Origin of the sequence: Stenotrophomonas sp. 610A2 (assembly GCF_030549615.1) — a bacterium.
In the GTDB taxonomy this organism is placed as follows: Bacteria; Pseudomonadota; Gammaproteobacteria; order Xanthomonadales; family Xanthomonadaceae; genus Stenotrophomonas; species Stenotrophomonas pigmentata.
In genome coordinates this window covers 3,877,318-3,896,092 of the sequence record NZ_CP130832.1, presented here as the reverse complement: position 1 = coordinate 3,896,092, position 18,775 = coordinate 3,877,318, and the positions used below count along the sequence as shown (strand labels likewise).

At 61.2% G+C, this 18,775-nt stretch carries 16 protein-coding genes; 12 read left to right on the top strand and 4 right to left on the bottom strand.

The genetic code is table 11. The features are described 5' to 3' along the window. Positions 1–29 precede the first annotated feature (29 nt). From Q5Z11_RS17265 to Q5Z11_RS17255, 3 genes are all read left to right on the top strand, one after another. Positions 30–2,060, top strand: coding sequence for a M3 family metallopeptidase (locus Q5Z11_RS17265; RefSeq protein WP_303747537.1), 2,031 nt, complete (start codon positions 30–32; stop codon positions 2,058–2,060). After that, positions 2,060–2,716, top strand: coding sequence for a histidine phosphatase family protein (locus Q5Z11_RS17260; protein ID WP_303747536.1), 657 nt, complete (start codon positions 2,060–2,062; stop codon positions 2,714–2,716). The genes Q5Z11_RS17265 and Q5Z11_RS17260 overlap by 1 nt, the downstream gene beginning before the upstream one ends. A gap of 88 nt (positions 2,717–2,804) precedes the next feature. After that, positions 2,805–3,182 (top strand): SH3 domain-containing protein, encoded by a 378-nt coding sequence (locus Q5Z11_RS17255; protein ID WP_303747535.1) that lies wholly within the window; start codon positions 2,805–2,807, stop codon positions 3,180–3,182. 205 nt (positions 3,183–3,387) lie between these two features. Here the strand turns inward: Q5Z11_RS17255 and Q5Z11_RS17250 are convergent, their stop codons facing one another. Beyond that, entirely contained in the window at positions 3,388–3,987 is a 600-nt protein-coding gene (locus Q5Z11_RS17250) for a lipocalin family protein (RefSeq protein WP_303750077.1), read from the bottom strand. Between the two features lie 136 nt (positions 3,988–4,123). Here Q5Z11_RS17250 and Q5Z11_RS17245 point away from each other — a divergent pair, with 136 nt between their 5' ends. Further along, a complete protein-coding gene (locus tag Q5Z11_RS17245) occupies positions 4,124–4,441 on the top strand; it encodes a hypothetical protein (RefSeq protein WP_303747534.1) in 318 nt (105 codons plus the stop codon). A 68-nt stretch (positions 4,442–4,509) separates the two neighbouring features. After that, positions 4,510–6,609, top strand: coding sequence for a prolyl oligopeptidase family serine peptidase (locus Q5Z11_RS17240; protein ID WP_303747533.1), 2,100 nt, complete (start codon positions 4,510–4,512; stop codon positions 6,607–6,609). Between the two features lie 628 nt (positions 6,610–7,237). Here Q5Z11_RS17240 and Q5Z11_RS17235 read toward each other — a convergent pair. After that, positions 7,238–8,440, bottom strand: coding sequence for a pyridoxal phosphate-dependent aminotransferase (locus tag Q5Z11_RS17235; RefSeq protein WP_303747532.1), 1,203 nt, complete (start codon positions 8,438–8,440; stop codon positions 7,238–7,240). Positions 8,441–8,543: 103 nt separating this feature from the next. On the opposite strand from Q5Z11_RS17235, the gene Q5Z11_RS17230 reads away from it, so the two are divergent. The 6 genes from Q5Z11_RS17230 to xerC are packed head-to-tail and all read left to right on the top strand — an operon-like array spanning position 8,544 to position 13,801. Then, a complete protein-coding gene (locus tag Q5Z11_RS17230) occupies positions 8,544–10,652 on the top strand; it encodes a S9 family peptidase (protein ID WP_303747531.1) in 2,109 nt (702 codons plus the stop codon). A gap of 18 nt (positions 10,653–10,670) precedes the next feature. Beyond that, positions 10,671–11,090, top strand: coding sequence for a YbaN family protein (locus Q5Z11_RS17225; protein ID WP_303747530.1), 420 nt, complete (start codon positions 10,671–10,673; stop codon positions 11,088–11,090). 52 nt (positions 11,091–11,142) lie between these two features. Then, the gene (lptM, locus tag Q5Z11_RS17220; RefSeq protein ID WP_303747529.1) at positions 11,143–11,388 is read left to right on the top strand and encodes an LPS translocon maturation chaperone LptM; all 246 of its coding nucleotides are present in this window, start codon (positions 11,143–11,145) and stop codon (positions 11,386–11,388) included. Further along, entirely contained in the window at positions 11,381–12,232 is an 852-nt protein-coding gene (dapF, locus tag Q5Z11_RS17215) for a diaminopimelate epimerase (protein WP_303747528.1), read from the top strand. The genes lptM and dapF overlap by 8 nt, the downstream gene beginning before the upstream one ends. After that, on the top strand, positions 12,229–12,906 hold the full coding sequence (locus Q5Z11_RS17210; protein ID WP_303747527.1) for a DUF484 family protein: 678 nt from the start codon (positions 12,229–12,231) through the stop codon (positions 12,904–12,906). Before dapF ends, Q5Z11_RS17210 begins: the two co-directional genes overlap by 4 nt. 16 nt (positions 12,907–12,922) lie before the next feature. Beyond that, the gene (xerC, locus tag Q5Z11_RS17205) at positions 12,923–13,801 is read left to right on the top strand and encodes a tyrosine recombinase XerC (RefSeq protein ID WP_303747526.1); all 879 of its coding nucleotides are present in this window, start codon (positions 12,923–12,925) and stop codon (positions 13,799–13,801) included. A 288-nt stretch (positions 13,802–14,089) separates the two neighbouring features. Here the strand turns inward: xerC and Q5Z11_RS17200 are convergent, their stop codons facing one another. Both Q5Z11_RS17200 and Q5Z11_RS17195 read right to left on the bottom strand, forming a co-directional pair. Continuing rightward, a complete protein-coding gene (locus tag Q5Z11_RS17200; protein WP_303747525.1) occupies positions 14,090–15,817 on the bottom strand; it encodes an ATP-binding protein in 1,728 nt (575 codons plus the stop codon). 9 nt (positions 15,818–15,826) lie between these two features. Then, complete coding sequence (locus Q5Z11_RS17195; RefSeq protein WP_303747524.1) at positions 15,827–16,840, bottom strand: SIR2 family protein; 1,014 nt, start codon at positions 16,838–16,840, stop codon at positions 15,827–15,829. 846 nt (positions 16,841–17,686) lie between these two features. Between Q5Z11_RS17195 and Q5Z11_RS17190 the strand changes: the two genes are divergently transcribed. Then, entirely contained in the window at positions 17,687–18,730 is a 1,044-nt protein-coding gene (locus Q5Z11_RS17190; RefSeq protein WP_303747523.1) for a helix-turn-helix domain-containing protein, read from the top strand. Positions 18,731–18,775 lie beyond the last annotated feature (45 nt).

Below are 18,775 nucleotides of genomic sequence, written 5' to 3'. Positions count from 1 at the left end.
GCGCAGCCGGAACTGTTTGAAGGAATGCCGTGAACACCACCAATCCCCTGCTCGATTTTTCCGGCCTGCCGCGTTTCGACGCGATCCGTGCCGAACACGTCACCCCGGCCGTCGATACGCTGCTGGCCGAGGCCGAAGCGGCGGTGAAAGCCGCTGAAACCGTGGCGCCGGTGAGCTGGGAGAACTTCGTGGTGCCGCTGGACGATGCTACCGAGCGCTTGTATCGCGCCTGGGGCCAGGTCTCGCACCTGCAGGCGGTGGTCAACACGCCGGAGCTGCGCGAGGTCTACAACGCCAACCTGCCGAAGATCAGCCGCTTCGGCAGCTCGGTGGCGCAGAACCCGGCGCTGTACGCACAGTACAAACTGCTGGCTGCCACACCGGAAGCTGCAAGCTATGACGAAGCACAGCGCAAGGCGCTGGAGAATGCACTGCGCGATTTCCGTCTTGGTGGTGCCGAGCTCGACGACGCCGGCAAGGCGCGCTTCGCCGAGTTGCAGGAAGAGCTGTCCGGCCTGCAGGCGAAGTTCTCGCAGAACGTACTCGATGCCGGTGATGCGTTCGCACTGTACGTGGACGTTGCCGACGACCTGCTGGGCCTGCCCGACGACGTGATTGCCAGCGCCCGCGCTGCCGCGCAGAAGGATGGCCGCGAAGGTTACAAGCTGACCCTGCAGATGCCGTGCTATCTGCCGGTGCAGACCTATGCCGATAACCGCGCGCTGCGCGAGCAGCTGTATCGCGCGCATGCGGTGCGTGCATCGGAGTTCGGCGATGCAGCGCTGGATAACACCGGCAACATCGATCGCATCCTCGCCGTGCGCAACGAACTGGCTGCACTGGTGGGTTTCGACAACTACGCCGAATATTCCATTGCCACCAAGATGGCCAGCGACGCGCCGCAGGTGCTGAGCTTCCTGCGTGACCTGGCTGCACGCGCAAAACCCTATGCGCAGCGCGACCGCGCCGAACTGGAAGCGTTCGCCCGCGACGAACTGGGCATGGATGAGCTGCAGGCTTGGGATCTGGTCTATGTGGCCGAGAAGCTCAAGCAGGCCCGTTACAGCTACTCCGAGCAGGAAGTGAAGCAGTACTTCACCGAGCCCAAGGTGCTGGCCGGCCTGTTTGGCGTGATTGAGCGCCTGTACGGACTCAAGGTGGAACAGGACAGCGCTCCGGTCTGGCACGAAGACGTGCGTTTCTACCGCCTGGTGAATGCCGATGGCGCACTGGTCGGCCAGTTCTACATGGATCTGTACGCACGCGAAGGCAAGCGCGGTGGTGCGTGGATGGACGATTGCCGTAACCGTCGCGTCACCGCCACTGGCGTGCAGACGCCGCTGGTCTATCTGGTCTGCAATTTCGGCCGCGGCAATGACGGCAAGCCGGCGACCTTCAGTCATGACGAAGTCACCACCGTCTTCCACGAAATGGGCCATGGCCTGCATCAGTTGCTGACGCGCATCGGTGAGCTGGCAGTTGCCGGTATCAACGGCGTGGAGTGGGATGCAGTGGAGCTTCCCAGCCAGTTCATGGAGAACTTCTGTTGGGAGTGGGAGCAGGTGGAAGCGATGACCGCGCACGTAGATACCGGCGCGCCGCTGCCGCGCGAACTGTTCGACAAGATGCTGGCCGCGAAGAACTTCCAGAGCGGTATGTTCACCGTTCGCCAGCTGGAATTCGGTCTGTTCGACATGTTGCTGCACAGCCAGTACCAGCCTGAACAGGAAAGCGTGCTGCAGCTGCTGGAACGCGTGCGCGGCGAAGTGGCGGTGAACATCCCGCCGGCCTGGAACCGCTTCGCCAATCAGTTCAGCCACATCTTCGCTGGTGGCTATGCGGCCGGCTATTACAGCTACAAGTGGGCCGAAGTGCTCAGCGCCGACGCCTATGCCGCGTTCGAGGAAGCACCGGGCGCCTTGGCCGAAACCGGCAAGCGTTTCCGCGATGAAGTGTTGTCGCGTGGCGGTAGCCGCAGTGCGGCCGAGAACTTCCGCGCCTTCCGTGGCCGTGAGCCGCAGATTGATGCCCTTCTACGGCATAGCGGCATGACGGCCTGATGCAGGTGGCGTCCGCCCCGGCTGGAACGCGGACGCTGTACTTCGTTCGGCATGGGCAGAGCATGGCCAACGCGGGAGCGTTCGCCATGGCTGATCGGGAGATTCCGCTCAGCGCATTGGGCCGGCAGCAGGTGCAGGATCTTCTGGCGCACTGGGCATTGCGACCAGCGCAGCTGTACTGCTCACAGATGCTGCGTGCCCGGCAGACGGCGGAGTACTTCGCCGATGCCCACGGGCTTGCTGCGCAGGAGATCGCCGAACTGGACGAGTTCAGTTATCTGGCGCTTGCCACTGTCGAGGGCAAGGCGCCCGGTGACGTGGCGGTATTGGCACGCGAATACTGGCAGCGCGGCGATCCTGCACATCGTGACGACGATGTTGCCGACAGCTTCGATGATTTCGCGGCTCGGGTTGAGGCCTTCCTGGCCCGCCTGCATGACTTCGACGATGGCAGCGTATTCGTGGGCCATGGCATCTGGATCGGCCTGCTGGCCTGGCGCCTGCAAGGACGGGCGGTGAACAGGCCTGCGGACATGCAGGCATTCCGTGCCTTCCAGACCGCGATGCATGTGCCCAATGCCGGCGTGTACAGCTTGGAAATTGCCGCAGGCGACGGCACTGCACGGCTCGCGGCGCTGGATGTCGGCGCTGCCTGAACGCGTTGCGTCCGCAACGGCGTGGGTTCAAGCTTGGCGTGTCACCATAGACGCTTCATCTGGCCGCATCGGTCCCGCCGTATTCGCCATGCACAGGTTGTTCAAATCCACTGACGGCAGGCCGCGCCTGTATCTGCGTATCGCTGCGGCTGCGGCGATCATCGGCGTGGTGCTGTGGTTCCAGCCGCAGATCAATGAACCTGCCGCCCAGGTCAGCAACGGCTTGAACCTGCGCAGTGCGCCGGACCAGCGAGCAGAGCGTCTGGCGGTATTGCCGGTGGGCACCACGGTGGAAGTGCAGCGCTGCCTGGACGACCTGCAATGGTGCAACGTGCGTGCGGACGGCAAGAGTGGCTGGGTAGCGGCGGATTATCTGGTCGCCCGCAGCGACGGCAAGAAGGTGAAGCTGGCCGATGCCGGCAAGCAGCTGGGTGTGGTCATCGAGACCGCAAAGCCCGGCGGGTGAGCTGCACCTGTAGTGCCGAGCCATGCTCGGCTTGGGGGCGTTGCCGGTAAAGCCCTGCCGAGCATGGCTCGGCACTACGCTTTGCCCCCTCCCTTGCGCCGAAGGCGGAGGGGAGGGTTGGGGAGGGGTAGCTCTTCGCCGGCTGCAGCAGCGTCAGCTTCGCGGCTTACGCCGCTCCTACAACGGCAGAATCAAGCCGACCCTGTTACTTCTTGTTCGGCACTTCAAAGCCCAGCTTGTCCACCTGCTGTTGGTGCTGCGGCACGCGCTTGAGCTTGTCGGTGTTGACGTCGTACTTGTCGCGCAGGCGCGTGGCCAACTGGCGGTAGGTGGCGTTGTCCATGTCCGGCTCGCGGGCGAAGATCCATGCCATCTCGCGGCCCGGGTAGCCAATCAGTGCCCAGGAATAATCCGGAGCAACCTCAAGAATGCGCGAACGGGTGGGCACTACCCGGTAGAACCAGGTACGCCAGCTGCGGTTGCCGCTTTCTTCGTCCACCTTGGCGCGGATGTCGATCTCTTCTTCCGGCTCGGCAAAACCTTCGCGGAATTGATATTTGATGGAAACCTTGTTGTCGTCGCGCAGGGTATAGGTGTTGACGCTGGCGACATGGCCGCGCTCGATGAAATTCGGCACGCGGCCAATCACATACCAGCGGCCCATGAAGCGCTGCAGGTCGATCGGGCCCTCGGCGATCCCCTCCACCGTCGTCGTCGCCGGAGCAGCCTCCTGTGCATTGGCCGGGGTCAGCGGCAGGGCGAGACTCAACAATACGGCGGACAGGAAGACAGGAATCGGTCGCATTACGGGCAAGGCACCAGTGAAGGTCAGGGCTGCATGTTCGGCGGGCAATGATGCGCCCGTCAATGGCAGGTCGCAGTCTGTGAGATGGCGGCCACCGAGGATGCACTCCAACACAGCCATGTTGCCGGAGAACGTCATGACCAAGCCGCTCGCATCGTCATCCCGCCGTAAGGCCCAGGAAGCGCCCGATCCGCAGGTGTTGCGCTGCGTCAGACAAGCGGCGCTGGCCGGGATGGCGCTGGTGCTGGTATGGCCGGCGGCACGTGGCCACAGCGAGTGGATCGGCTGGTTGCCACTGTGGCTGCTGGGCATGCCGCTCACCGCCTGGTGGGCGCTGTACCGCTTTCGCCTACCCGCAGCTTGGCGGAACCGCCACGCCAAGCCGCGTAAGCGCGGCCCGCAGGCCACCCGTGGCCGGCGCCCGGCCCGGCGCCGCCTGCCACAGGCGGCCTGACCTTCGACACGTGGGGGCGGGGCAGGGGCTGTGTTAGCGTTCGCGGCTTATGACCGCATGGAGCCAACATGTCCCGACTCACCTCTGCCTGCCTTGTGGCAGGTCTGCTTTCTTCCGGCCTGGCCGGGGCCGCCATGGCCGCTGACGACTCCCAGGACAAGTACGCCTGGCTGGAAGACGTTACCGGCGACAAACAGCTGGGCTGGGTGAAGGAGCAGAACGCCAAGTCCGAAGGCCGCCTGGCCGTGACCCCGCAGTTCAAGGCGATGGAAGCCGGTATCCGCGAAGTGCTGGATTCGGACGCCAAGATCCCGGGCGTCGAGAAGATCGGCGATTACTACTACAACTTCTGGAAGGACAAGCAGCACGAGCGCGGCGTCTGGCGCCGTACCACGTTGGTCGAGTACCGCAAGGCCGAGCCGCTGTGGGAAACCGTGCTGGACCTGGACGCACTGAACAAGGCCGAGGGCGAGAACTGGGTATGGCACGGCGCCAACTGCCTGCGTCCGGAGTACAACCGCTGCCTGATCGCGCTGTCGCGCGGCGGCGCCGATGCGGATGTCACCCGTGAGTTCGACGTCTCGAAGAAGGACTGGATCAAGGACGGCTTCTTCCGCGCCGAGGCCAAGGGCGGTCTGGGCTGGATCGACCAGGACAACGTCTTCGTCTACACCGATTTCGGCAGTGGTTCGATGACCACCTCCGGCTACCCGCGCGTGGTCAAGCGCTGGCAGCGCGGCACCCCGATCAGCGCCGCAACCACGGTGTACGAGGGCAAGCCGGAGGACATGTACATTTCGGCGATGCACGACGATACGCCCGGCTTCGAGCGTAACTTCGTCAGCCGCACGATTGCCTTCTACAACAACGAGCTGTTCCTGATCGGCGCCGACGGCAAGCTGACCAAGGTCGACGCGCCGAACTCGGCCGAGAAGGGGGTCCGTCGCGAATGGCTGACCCTGGAACTGCGTGAGCCGTGGACGGTGGGCGGCAAGACCTACACCGCCGGTTCACTGCTGGCGACGAAGTTCGATGACTTCATGGCCGGCAAGCGCGAGTTCGACGTGCTGTTCGCGCCGACCGACACCACCTCGCTGGCCGGCACCACCTGGACCAAGTCGCACGTGGTGTTGAACGTGCTGGACGACGTCAAGAATCGCCTGAAGGTGCTGACCCACGGCAAGGACGGTTGGGTAAGCAGCGATTTCACCGGCGCACCGGCCTTCGGCACCATTGGTGTTGGCGCGGTGGACGCAGACGAAAGCGACGCGGTGTGGATGACCGTCACCGACTACCTGACCCCGACCACGCTGGCCCTTGCCGAGATCGGCAAGCAGCCGGAGGTGCTCAAGACCATGCCGGCGTTCTTCGACGCCAGCGACAAGGTGATCGAGCAGCACTTCGCCACCAGCAAGGATGGCACCCGCGTGCCTTACTTCGTGGTGCACGACAAGGCGATGAAGCTGGACGGCTCCAACCCGACCCTGCTGTACGGCTACGGCGGCTTTGAAATCTCGCTGACGCCGAGTTATTCCGGTGGCATGGGTCGCTCCTGGCTGGACAAGGGCGGCGTGTATGTCGTGGCCAACATCCGCGGCGGTGGCGAGTACGGCCCGCGCTGGCACCAGGCGGCGCTGAAGCAGAACCGCCACAAGGCGTATGAGGACATGGCAGCGGTGGCGCAGGATCTGGTCACCCGCAACATCACTTCGGCCAAGCACCTGGGCGTGCAGGGCGGCAGCAACGGCGGTCTGCTGACCGGCAACATGCTGACCCAGTACCCGGAGCTGTTCGGTGCGGTGGTGGTGCAGGTTCCGCTGCTCGACATGAAGCGCTATAGCCACCTGCTGGCCGGCGCCTCGTGGATGGCCGAGTACGGCAACCCGGATACGGCCGATTGGGACTTCATCAAGACCTTCTCGCCGTACCACCTGTTCGACCCGGCCAAGAGCTACCCGCCGGTGCTGTTCACCACCTCCACCCGCGATGACCGCGTCCACCCGGGCCACGCACGCAAGATGGCGGCCAAGATGATCGACGCAGGCAAGGACGTGACCTACTACGAGAACATCGAAGGCGGTCATGGTGGTGCGGCGAACAATGCGCAGGCTGCGCATATGTCGGCACTGGCTTACAGCTTCCTGTGGGAACAGCTGAGCAAGAAGTGATGCTTGGTTTGAAGTGATGCAAAACAAACGCCACCGAAAGGTGGCGTTTGTTTTTGCTTCTGCTTAAGCCCCTCTCCCGCCTGCGGGAGAGGGGTTGGGGTGAGGGCAGAGCGGCGTACTGATGATGAACTGAGGCAATTGCTTCCAAGCTCAAAAGCTCAAAAGCTCAAAAGCTCAAAAGCTCAAAAGCTCAAAAGCTCAAAAGCGTCCCCCCATCCGCCCTCCGGGCACCTTCCCCCGCAAGCGGGAGAAGGGAATAACCAAAGCCGAGCCAAAGCCAAAGCAGATGCCAAAGCCAAAGCCAAAGCCAAAGCCAAAGCCAAAGCCAAAGCCAAAGCCAAAGCCAAAGCACCCCTCCCCAACCCTCCCCTTCGCCTGCGGCGAAAGGGAGGGAGTTGCAAGCAAGCAAAGCATGAGTGCTGAGTTGTGCTTGCGGCTTGTGCCCTTGCTTCAGCTGTCGCTTCTACCCCCTCCCTTTAGCCGTAGGCGAAGGGGAGGGTTGGGGAGGGGTGCCTCTAGTCTTTTAGCTTCTAGCTTCTAGCTTCTAGCTTCTAGCCCTCAGCCCTCAGCCCTCAGCCCTCAGCCCTCAACCCTCAACCCTCAACCCTCAACCCTCAACCCTCAACCCTCAGCCAACCTTCCCAGCCAACCAGCTCTCCAACCCCCGCCCAATCCGCTCCACCGCCTCCTGCAAGCGCCCAACATCCTGCGTATACGCAATCCGCACATGCTGGTTCGCCCGGTAATTCCCAAAATCCAGGCCAGGCGTAAACGCCACATGCTCGGTCTCCAGGAAATGCGCACAAAACGCCTGCGCATCATCGGTAAACGTGCTCACATCGCAGTACAGGTAGAACGCACCCTGCGGCTCCACATCAATCCGGAACCCAAGCGCCCGCAACGCTGGCAACAGATAGTCGCTCCGCTGCCGGAACTGCTCCCGACGCTGCTCGAAGATCGCAATCGTCTCCGGCTCGAAACACGCCAGTGCTGCATGCTGCGCCATCGACGGCGCGCTGATGTACAGGTTCTGCGCAAGCTTCTCCAGCTCCGGCACCGCGCGCGGTGGCGCCACCAGCCAGCCAAGGCGCCAGCCAGTCATGCCGAAGTACTTGGAGAAGCTGTTCAACACGAACGCCTCGTCATCCACTTCCAGCACGCTGGGCGCATCAAAGCCATAAGTCAGCCCGTGGTAGATCTCATCCACCACCAGATGGCCACCGCGCTCCTTCAGTGCGGAAGACAAGCCAGCCAACTGCCCGGCATCCAAGGTGGTGCCGGTCGGATTGGCAGGCGAAGCCACCAACGCCCCAACACTGCTGGCATTCCAATTGGCCGCAATCGACTCAGGGGTCAGCTGATAACCACTTTCAGGCCCAACCGGCACCAGCTGCGCCGCGCCTTCCACCAGCCGCAGGAAATGCCGGTTGCAGGGGTAGCCGGGGTCGGCCAACAGCCAGTGCTTGTCCGGGTCCACCAGCAGGCTGGAGGCCAGCAGCAGTGCGCCTGAGCCGCCCGGGGTGACCAGGATCCGCTCCGGGTCGATATCCAGCCCGTAGCGCTGGCCGTAGAAGCCAGCAATGGCCTGGCGTAGGGCAGGCAGGCCGCGCGCTGCGGTATAGCGGGTATGGCCAGCGGCCAAAGCAGCCTGGCCGGCGCGGACGATGGGCTCGGCGGTGGTGAAGTCCGGCTCGCCGATCTCCAGGTGGATGACGTCATGCCCTTGCTGCTCCAGCGCGTTGGCGCGGGCCAGCAGCGACATGACGTGGAAGGGCGCGATCTCCTGACTGCGGCGGCTGTATGGGGCGTGCGGGGTGTGGGGCGTGTTCATCGCTGCATGATAGGCGCCGTTGATGGCAGCGGGGCAAGCGCCGGGCATGGCACACTGTGGCCTGCAGCACTGGATGCACCACCGTTGTTCCGGAGTGAACCTGATGAAACCTCTTCTTTGCCTGTTGGTTGCAAGCCTGATGATCAATACCGCCGCCGCGTCCCAGCCCACCCCGCCTGATGTCGAGAAGCGCCCGCATACGGTGACCGCGCCGTTCGGTGCGCAGCGCGAGGATGCGTATTACTGGCTGCGCGATGACGAGCGCAAGGAGCCGGCGATGCTGGCCTACCTCAACGCCGAGAACGCCTACACCGACGCCCTGATGGCGCCGCTCAAGCCGCTGCAGGACAAGCTCTACGCCGAGATCGTCGGCCGCATCAAGCAGGACGATGCCAGCGTGCCCTACCGCGAGCGCGGCTACTGGTATTACACCCGCTACGAGACCGGCAAGGATTACCCCATCCACGCCCGCCGCAAGGGCGACATGCAAGCGCCGGAAGAGGTGCTGCTGGATCTCAACGTGCTGGCCGAGGGCAAGGGCTATTACGCCGTCAGCGACATGGACATCAGTCGCGACAACACCTTGCTGGCCTATGCCGAAGATTCTGTCGGCCGCCGCCAGTACACCATCCGCTTCAAGGACCTGGCCACCGGCAAGGTGCTGGACGACGTGATCGAGGGCGTGTCGGCCAATGTGATCTGGGCCGATGACAACCGCACGCTGTTCTACGTCGAGAACGACCCGGAAACCCTGCTCACCGTGCGCGTCAAGAAGCACGTGCTCGGCACCCCGGCCAGCGCCGACGTGCTGGTCTATGAGGAGAAGGACGACAGCTTCTACATGGGCATCGGCCGCACCCGCGACGACCGCTTCATCACCATCGGCGTGGACAGCACCGTGTCCTCCGAGCTGCGTTACACCTCTGCGGCCAACCCGGGCGAGTTCGCTGTGCTGGCCAAGCGCGAGCGCGACGTCGAATACGACGCTGACCATTACAACGGCCAGTGGGTGATCCGCACCAATGCCGATGGCGCCACCAACTTCAAGCTGGTCACCGCGCCGGAAGGTGCCACTGACCGCAAGCAGTGGAAGGATTGGGTCAAGCACGATCCGCAGGTGCTGATCGAAGGCTTCGAGTTGTTCGATGGCTATACCGCCATCGCCGAACGTGCCGAAGCGCTGGAACGCGTGCGCCTGCTGTTCGCCGATGGCCGCAGCGAGTTCGTCAAGGCCGATGAGCCGGCTTACTCGATGGGCCTGTCGGTCAACGCCGAGCCGGAAACCGAATGGCTGCGTTACAGCTACACCTCGCTGACCACCCCGGCCACCACCTACGAACTCAACGTCAAGACCGGCGAGCGCCGCCTGCTCAAGCAGCAGCCGGTGATCGGCTATGACTCGAGCAAGTATGAAACCGAGCGCGTCTGGGTGACCGCCCGCGATGGCGCGCGCATCCCGGTGTCGCTGGTCTACAAGAAGGGCTTCAAGAAGGACGGCACTGCCGCCCTGTACCAGTACGCCTACGGCAGCTACGGCATGTCGATGGACCCCAACTTCAACCAGAGCGTGGTCAGTCTGCTCAATCGTGGCGTGGTCTACGCCATCGCCCACATCCGCGGCGGCCAGGAAATGGGCCGAAGCTGGTACGACGACGGCAAGCTGCTGCACAAGCAGAACACCTTCAACGATTTCGTCGACGTCACCCGCGCGCTGGTCGCACAGGGCTACGCCGCCAAGGACCGCGTCGCGGCCTCGGGCGGCAGCGCCGGTGGCCTGCTGATGGGCGCGGTGGCCAACCAGGCCCCGGGCGACTACCGGGTAATGGTTGCGCAGGTGCCGTTCGTCGACGTGGTCACCACCATGCTCGACGCCAGCATCCCGCTGACCACCAACGAGTACGACGAGTGGGGCAACCCGGAGCAGAAGCCGTACTACGACTACATGCTCAAGTACTCGCCGTACGACAACGTCACCGCCCAGGCCTATCCGTCGCTGTTCGTCGGCACCGGCCTGTGGGATTCGCAGGTGCAGTACTGGGAGCCGGCCAAGTGGGTGGCCAAGCTGCGTGACGTCAACACCGGCACCGCGCCGATCGTCTTCCGCACCAACATGGAAGCGGGCCACGGCGGCAAGTCCGGCCGCTTCCAGCGGTACAAGGAACAGGCCGAGTCCTTCGCCTTCGTGCTGGGGCAACTGGGCCTGGCCGACTGACGCAGTTGGCCCGTAGCGATGCCTGATACGCCGCCAAATGGTCCTCCCGATCCACGCACGCGCCCACCGCGCCTGCGCTGGGCGTGGTGGCTGCTGGCCTATGTGAGCCTGGGCGTGGGCATCGTCGGCATCTTCGTGCCGGGGCTGCCCACCACCGTCTTCGTGCTGATTTCGGCATGGGCGGCCTCACATGGCTCCGAGCGGCTGCACCGTTGGCTGCTGGACCACCCACGCTTCGGTCCGGCCATCCGCGACTGGCAGGCGCACGGCGCGGTCAGCCGCAAGGGTAAGTGGATGGCCAGCCTGACCATGCTGGCCTGCGCCCTGATCACCCTGTGGTGCGTGCCGCTGGCCTGGGTGAAGTGGACCTCGATCAGCATCATGGCCTGCGTCTGCCTGTGGCTGTGGCTGCGCCCCTTGCCCCCGGGCGAACGCTGAACGGCGCGCGGCCGCGGTTCGGACTTCGCGGTCCAGTGGCTATACTCCGGGGATGAACAAGACGTCCCGTTTCCTGATTCTCATCCCGGCGGCCTTCCTGCTGCTGGGTCTCAGTGCCTGCGGCAACAAAGGCCCCTTGGTGATGCCGCAGAAGCCGGTGCCGATCGAGGAACAGGAAGTCACCCCGGCCGAGCAGCCCGCTGCCGACCCCGCCACCGACAAAACCGATCCGGCCGCCGACAAGAAGGCGGACGAGGCCGTGGAAGACGCCACCGGTGGTGCTGGCGTAAATGAGTAAGTCGGCAACAGGGCGCATGCGCTTCAGCAAGATGCATGGCGCCGGCAATGATTTCGTGGTGTTGGACCTGCGTGACGGCAGCGCGCCGCCGAATGCCGAACAGGCAGCGCTGCTGGCCGACCGCCATCGCGGTGTGGGCTGCGACCAGATCCTGACCATCGAAGCCCCGCGCAGCGAAGGCGCGGTGGCGTCCTACCGCATCTGGAACTCCGACGGCTCCACCTCGCAGCAATGTGGCAATGGCGCGCGCTGCGTGGCCGCCTGGCTGGTACGCGACGGCGCGGTGCAGGGCGACGACTTCATCATCGACAGCCCCACCCGCACCCACGCCGTGCAGCGCCTGGCCAATGGCGAATACGCCGTGGCCATGGGCAAGCCCGAGTTCGAGCCGGAACAGATTCCGCTGCTGGGCTTCCCGCGTGCACGCGAGGAATACATGACCTCGCTGCAGGGCGAGAACGTGCGCTTCGGCGCCGTGTCGATGGGCAACCCGCACGCCGTGCTGGAAGTCGGTTCGGTCGACGCCGCACCGGTAGAGCGGGTAGGGCCCTTGCTGCAGCAGAACCCCTCGTTCCCGGAATCGGTGAACGTCGGCTTCGCCCAGGTAATGGATGCCGGCCACGCCCGACTGCGCGTCTACGAGCGCGGCGTTGGCGAGACCCTGGCCTGTGGCAGCGGTGCCTGCGCGGCCGCGGTAGTGCTGATGCAGCGCGGCCGCCTGCAGCGTGACGCCTTGATCTCCTTGCCCGGTGGCGACCTGCGTATCCAATGGCCGGCAGACGATGCCGAGATCGTGATGTCCGGCCCGGCAGCATTCGTATTCGACGGAGAGTGGATGGGATGAACGACACAGTCGAGAAAATCGGTGCCCATGAAGTTGCAGCCTGGCTGCGGCGTCATCCGACCTTCCTCAAGCAGTTCCCCGATCTGGCACTGACCATGGTGGTGCCGCGCGACGACGGCCCCACCGCCTCGCTCGCCAGCTACCAGCTGGAAGTGCTGCGCGACAAGAACCGCGAGCTGTCGCGGCGCTTGGCCGACCTCGGCGCGAACGCGCAGATCAACGAACGCCTGGCCGTGCGTACCCACCAGCTGACCCTGGCGCTGATGCGCCAGACCAGCGCCGCCGACACCCTGCGTGCGATGGCTGCCTCGTTGGAAGAAGATTTCGCCGGCGACCTGGTGCGCATCGTCTCCTTCGACGACGTGCCGGAACTTGCTGAAGCGCCATGGCTGCAGGTCATCGCCAAGGACGACCAACGGCTGGCCGCGTTCCACGATTGCCTGCAGGACGGCGAGCCCATCTGCGGCCGCCTGCAGCAGGAAAAGAATGATGTGCTATACGGCGAGCGGGTAAACGAAGTGTCGTCCACCGCACTGTTGCCGTTGCCGGGTGTTGGCCTGATCGCGGTAGGCAGCTACGACCCCAACCGTTTCTATCCCGGCATGGGCACGCTGTTCCTGCGCATGATGGGCGAATCGTTGGTGACGGGCCTGCAGCGCTTCCGCAGCGCTTGAGTGGAGTGACGCGGCGATGAGCGCCGTCCAGGCATTCCTGTCCTATCTGCAGGTCGAGCGCCGCATGTCGGCGCACACGCTGGACGCCTACCAGCGCGACCTCGCCGCGCTCACGCAATGGTGCGAAGCGCATGACGTCGCCGATCCGCAAACCCTGCAAGGTGACCAGCTGCGCGAGTTCGTCGCCAGCGAGCACCGCCGTGGCCTGTCGGCCAAAAGCCTGCAGCGCCGCCTGTCGGCCTGCCGCAGCTTCTACGCCTGGCTGCTGAAGAACAACGTCATCGACAACAGCCCCGCCGCCGGCCTGCGCGCGCCCAAAGCACCGCGCAAACTGCCGCAGGTACTGGACGCCGACGAAGCCGTGCAACTGGTCGAACTGCCCACCGACGCACCGCTGGGCCTGCGCGACCGCGCGCTGCTCGAACTGTTCTATTCCTCAGGCCTGCGCCTGAGCGAACTCTGTGCCATGCGCTGGCGCGATCTTGACACCGCAAGCGGCATCGTGCTGGTGCACGGCAAAGGCAACCGCGAACGCACCGTGCCGGTCGGCTCGCATGCAATGAACGCACTGCAGGAGTGGCGCAGGGAAAGCAGCGGCACAAGCGAGAAGCCGGTATTTCCAGGCCGCAGCGGCGGCCCGATCAGCCAACGCGCCGTGCAGATACGCATCAAGCAACTAGCGCAACGCCAAGGGCTGTTCAAGAACGTGCACCCGCATATGCTGCGGCACAGTTTCGCCAGCCATATTCTGGAATCCTCAGGCGATCTGCGTGGAGTGCAGGAACTGCTGGGACATGCGGATATTGCAACCACTCAGATATATACGCATCTGGATTTCCAACATCTGGCCAAGGTTTATGATGCTGCGCATCCTCGGGCGAAGCGGAAGGGCTAAATTTAGGTCAGCTCCGCTGGGGTTTATTTCTCCTGATATGGCGTGGCGATGGAGAGGTATATGCATAGGTAATATACTTCATGATTACGCGTGTTGCTGTGAAGGTGTGAGATGCATTGCAGAAAGAGCGGGCTTTCTATTTGATAGCTCGCGTTCGAAAGAGGCCGCCATGGGTGACTTGCACAGTCTGGGAGGATGATGGATTTTAGGAGCGCTCTCTGGGAGGAATTGCCATGCATCTGGCAGGACTCAAGGGTTTCGTGATTTTGAGGCTTGCCAGTATCGTCGTTATTGAATATTCTGCTTGCGCCAGTTATCAACGGCGATCAGTAAACGCTTATCACTTACTGGATCTTGCCATTCATCCCAGAAGTTAACGGTCCCACTGTTTGGCTTGTTCTCTGGTTCGTCGATCCTGATTCGACTTGGTAACAAACTAGCATCACCGACTACAAGAGCCTCGCCAGTGTCAAGAGTTGGCAATATGTCGCTGAATCCGCCGAGGCTATCGGGAAGCAAGCGCTTGATAACGGACTGATCCTCAGCATTCGTTAGCCTCATTGATACGAAATTACTGCATTGACTGAGCATCGTTTTATTTACTTCGGAAGGACGCTGGCTTATCACAACGAGGCTGACGCCATACTTTCGACCTTCTTTTGCGATGCGTTCGAATATATCTAACGATATGTCATCGGCCGCGTCTGCGCTGTTACGTTGTGGCATATACAAATGGGCCTCGTCACAAAGAAGTGCAATGGGGTGGCGCACGTCAGACGGCGTCCATTGCTGCACTGAGAACGTCACTCGAGCGACAAGCGACACGATTAGCGGTAGGACGTCAGAGGGAACTTCAGAGAAGTTGATTATTTTAATCCCGGCCTTGCCGTTTTCTTCGGTGCTGCCGAGTAAGGCTGTGGCGAATTTATCTAGCCAAGAGAAATCAAGAACGTCACCGCCGCAGTTGAACATGAAGCCGAGGCGCCTATCTGAAATCTTGTTCTCCAGCCGGGAGATCATTCGAGCGAGTTTGCCGTAGAAGTCACCCTGCTTATCGCCGCGCGCTCCAGCAACCATCTCCACATTTATTTCGTTAAGTTTGCTCATCAGAAGATCGAGCTCAAACGGAACTGGACTATCAACAGTGAAGTGCTTTAGTAGATCCTGCTGATCGTTGTCTTTTAGGTAATTACGCTTTGCGCTGTTTATCTCGCGCGCCATGATCATGGCTTGGTTCGGGGCGTTCTGATCACTGCGATCGACGAACATAGAAACAAGAGCTTCGTAAGAAAGTAGCCAATACGGGAGATGGATAACTCCGTCTTCAATAGTGCGCTTGGCTTCAACGTCAGCTGGGCCCGCTACTTTGAAATGCTGAATGCCTTTGCCAGTTAAAGGCGCATATTCACCATGAAGGTCGAATACAATAGCGTTTGCGCTAGCAAGGGCTGACATCTGCTCGATTATCTTGGCGGTTGTCCAAGATTTTCCGGAGCCAGTGCTGCCGCCAATGAAGGCATGACGCTGAAAAAACTTGTTACCATTTAGATAGGCGGTTGCATGCTCGTCCAGAGTGTATTTTCCAAGAGTGAGTGCGTTTCCATTGTTTGATACGCTGGAGAGGGTGCGCATGAACGCGGTGAGGTTGTCACCCTCGAGGGGGAAGCAATTCGCGTCGATTTCGGGAACGCTCTCAAGTGTGCGGCGAAATACGTTCTCCCTGTCGCCATCTCTATCTAACATCGTGCCGATAAGTGCGATGCGGCAAAGATTTAACTCGGGAGTATGGGCATTAATGCCGTCATCGATAATGTCATCTATGCCCCTCTTCCGAGTTACCTGGGTTATAAGGCCAATGAGGTGCTGGCCGGGTCGGCTGCTCTGCAATACAGCGAGATGATTGACTTGCAGTCTTTTGAGTAGATCCACGTCCTCTACATCAATGACTACATTCGTGGTATCGACGGAGGCAACCTTGCCAAGTGCCTGTTCGTCCTTAAACTTGAAAATCGGCATATTTCATTCCTACATTATTAGTGATAGGTAACCTTCAAGACTCCAGATATTCGTTTCTACCTTTAGAGGAGTCTTGCTTTGGGATGAATAGATAATGGACTGATTGTCTGTTTCTCCTCGCTCTATTGCCAGGAAATTTCGCGCTTTTCCATTGACTATTAAATTGGTAGTCGATTCGGAAAGTTTGTAGGTTATTATTGTTATGGGTGCGTCCTGTCGAAGGCACCGTGCCATCAATTTTGGCTGAATATGCTCGTCGTTGAAGCCGTATCCGATGCACAAATAAGAACCCGCCCCATTAATGGCTTGATCGGCACTGTTTATGATCGATCGAAATGGCTCAAGATGCGTTTTTTGATATTTCTGCGTACCGGGTGTAACGATCTGAGGCTGGTGATTTTTCGGAACGCGAGGAGCGCTTGAAAGTGCGATGGTATCGTCAAGTGGTGATTGGAACCAATCCAGAGAGCCATGCACTTTCCATATGTTTACTCTCCGGGCAGATGCAATCTCTGCTGGAGTTGAAAGTTGGCGGAAGAATCCGTGGGTGAAACCGGTGTAGTGGTAAAATCTTCCTTGATCACACGCGTATTCGGCCAAGCGATCGTAATTAGTAGTCACTATGTTAATGGCTTTTAAGTTACTTCTGAACATATGTTCAAGAAGCCGACTTAACGGGAACATCTTATTGTTTTGCAGGCTTTTTTCAAAAAGATCAATGTCTTCGGAGTAGATTAGTTCCCAAGTGGCCTTGATGATACGGGATGTCAGTTTTTCTGAAGCCGTTATTTGATGCAGTGCGTTCTCCAGATCGATGCCGTCGTGCAAAATTCGGCAGAATTTGTCCCATACCTCCAGCTCATGATCCGACAAGTCAGAAATGTCTGTGTTGGCGACGAGGTGCTTAGCAAGTGCATCCATGCCTGACATGCCATGCGCAGCCGAGGCACCACTCCCCAAGATAATGACGGGAGCTTTGCCGTAGTATTCCTGTGCTTGTTTTTTGTAATTTATATCAGGCAATTTAATTTCCCAATTATTGGAAAGTTAGTGAAAGGTGGGGGCGTGGTGTTTTGCGACAATGGGCGATGTCGCTGTCAGGGTCACCTAATCCGGTTTTTGCGAAGCTACGGCCTTGGCAAGGGATTGCGTCGGTAGCCTGTTGCTCAAAGCACCGGCAGCCACCAGAGGAGAGGCTGTGTATGTTTTTGTGCATATCGAAAAGGCGGCAGTGACTGCTCATGCCGAGGTGAGATGGCAAGAGATGTGCCGCAGAATAACTGAGCATCATTGATGTCGGTGACGTGAGTGCCGCGCCCAATTGACTGGCAAATGTTTGCGAGAGCATTTCATCTTCGCAGGCTGGCCGGCAGAGCGGGCCGTAGGCTGCTGCTACAAGCCCAACTATGGCGCCACTGCCGCACGCCGACCGATGCGTCGCTAATAAGGCTACCAAGTTGCGTCGCTTCTTTCTGCGTTTCATGCAAGAACCCCCGTCCCGGTTCTCAACATAACGCTTGGACGAGAAGTTGTCATTAAGGCGGTGAGAGGTAAGTAGAGAAAGGTCCGGTTAGGAACAGACGAGTCAGGGAGGAAAGGGGACTTCAGCGAGTTGTTTGAATGCCGCTTCGCTACTTTTCTTGCAGCACAACCGCTCGGTGCAGCGCCGGAATCGAAGCGGAGACTTCAATTAGTCACCGGAAATGTCGTCGTAGTAGATAACTAGGTAACGGTGTCAGGTTCACTTCGTCCTCGACGACGGATTGAGCGTCTACCTCCTAGGCATGACGCCACAACCCGAAGCAGACATACTTCCGTGCTCTGAAACCAACCAAACCAATCCGCTTCTTCTCCGGCACCCACGAACCAATGCTGACGTCATACCTGCTGTTCTTCTTCGCTGGCTTGGGCGTCTTCAACGGTGCGGCGTTGTCGGTCTACCTGCTATGCCGAAAGCCCGTCAGGCCTGCCCAGCGCTGGCTGGCGGCTTTGGTGCTGATGCTGAGCTTGCGCACCGGTAAGTCCCTGCTGTTCTACTTCTGGCCCGATATCTCCAAGCTGGTTCTGCAGGTCGGTCTGACCGCCTGTTTCTTCATCGGCATCTGCCTGATCGGTTTCGTGCGGGCCTGGCTTGATCCCGGTGGGCGGCAGACGCGGAACGATGCGGCAATCGCCTTGGGCCTGCTGGTGCTGGCGACTGTCTTTGGTATCGCTTGGCCTTATACCGAGAACGTCTGGTTGTGGGCTGGGCCGGTGTGGGCCTCCATCCAGGTGATTTGGCTGGTATGTCTGCTGGTAGCAGCCGGGCTGTTCCTGCGCGGCGGCAAGCAAGGTCGGGCCGACGCGGCGCCCGGCGCACTGAGCCGCAGCCATGTTGTCTCGGTGATCGTGGGCGTGGGCGTGATCTGGCTGGCCTATGCCACCGCCGGGCTGACCTCTTACATCGTCGGCGCGCTGTCGTTCTCGCTGGTGTTGTACCTGAGCATCAGCGTTGCCCTTGCCCGGCGTAAGCCTGCTCCGGTCGCCGAGCCTTACCGCGACCGCAAGATCGCGCCCAGCGAAGCCGAGGCGACGCTGTGTGCCCTGCACGCGCTGATGGCCGACGAAGGTCTGTACAAGGACGCGGGTCTGACCCTCGCCAAGCTGGCCAAGCGGCTCAACATCCCCACGGCCCGGTTGTCGCAGCTGCTCAACGACAACCTCAAGACCGCCTTCAAGCCCTACCTGGCGCAGGTCAGGATCGAGGCGGCCAAGCAGTTGCTGCGCGCGCAGGCGTCGGCATCGATGGACGATGTGGCGGAGGCGTCCGGCTTCCTGTCCACCTCCACCTTCTACAGTAGCTTCAAGAAGGTGGAAGGGACCACGCCTGCGGCGTGGCGGCAGGCCCAGTCGCGCTTGGCGGCCGGCTCCTGAAACGTGTTTGGTGAGTCCGTAAACACGCTTCAGTAATTTGATTCG

What these genes read in the sequence shown, in the direction of transcription:
- Q5Z11_RS17260 (WP_303747536.1), top strand. Translation starts at nt 2,060, where the DNA reads ATGCAGGTGGCGTCCGCCCCGGCTGGAACGCGGACGCTGTACTTCGTT.
- Q5Z11_RS17255 (WP_303747535.1), top strand. Translation starts at nt 2,805, where the DNA reads ATGCACAGGTTGTTCAAATCCACTGACGGCAGGCCGCGCCTGTATCTG.
- Q5Z11_RS17250 (WP_303750077.1), bottom strand. Translation starts at nt 3,987, where the DNA reads ATGCGACCGATTCCTGTCTTCCTGTCCGCCGTATTGTTGAGTCTCGCC.
- Q5Z11_RS17245 (WP_303747534.1), top strand. Translation starts at nt 4,124, where the DNA reads ATGACCAAGCCGCTCGCATCGTCATCCCGCCGTAAGGCCCAGGAAGCG.
- Q5Z11_RS17240 (WP_303747533.1), top strand. Translation starts at nt 4,510, where the DNA reads ATGTCCCGACTCACCTCTGCCTGCCTTGTGGCAGGTCTGCTTTCTTCC.
- Q5Z11_RS17235 (WP_303747532.1), bottom strand. Translation starts at nt 8,440, where the DNA reads ATGAACACGCCCCACACCCCGCACGCCCCATACAGCCGCCGCAGTCAG.
- Q5Z11_RS17230 (WP_303747531.1), top strand. Translation starts at nt 8,544, where the DNA reads ATGAAACCTCTTCTTTGCCTGTTGGTTGCAAGCCTGATGATCAATACC.
- Q5Z11_RS17225 (WP_303747530.1), top strand. Translation starts at nt 10,671, where the DNA reads ATGCCTGATACGCCGCCAAATGGTCCTCCCGATCCACGCACGCGCCCA.
- lptM (WP_303747529.1), top strand. Translation starts at nt 11,143, where the DNA reads ATGAACAAGACGTCCCGTTTCCTGATTCTCATCCCGGCGGCCTTCCTG.
- dapF (WP_303747528.1), top strand. Translation starts at nt 11,381, where the DNA reads ATGAGTAAGTCGGCAACAGGGCGCATGCGCTTCAGCAAGATGCATGGC.
- Q5Z11_RS17210 (WP_303747527.1), top strand. Translation starts at nt 12,229, where the DNA reads ATGAACGACACAGTCGAGAAAATCGGTGCCCATGAAGTTGCAGCCTGG.
- xerC (WP_303747526.1), top strand. Translation starts at nt 12,923, where the DNA reads ATGAGCGCCGTCCAGGCATTCCTGTCCTATCTGCAGGTCGAGCGCCGC.
- Q5Z11_RS17200 (WP_303747525.1), bottom strand. Translation starts at nt 15,817, where the DNA reads ATGCCGATTTTCAAGTTTAAGGACGAACAGGCACTTGGCAAGGTTGCC.
- Q5Z11_RS17190 (WP_303747523.1), top strand. Translation starts at nt 17,687, where the DNA reads ATGCTGACGTCATACCTGCTGTTCTTCTTCGCTGGCTTGGGCGTCTTC.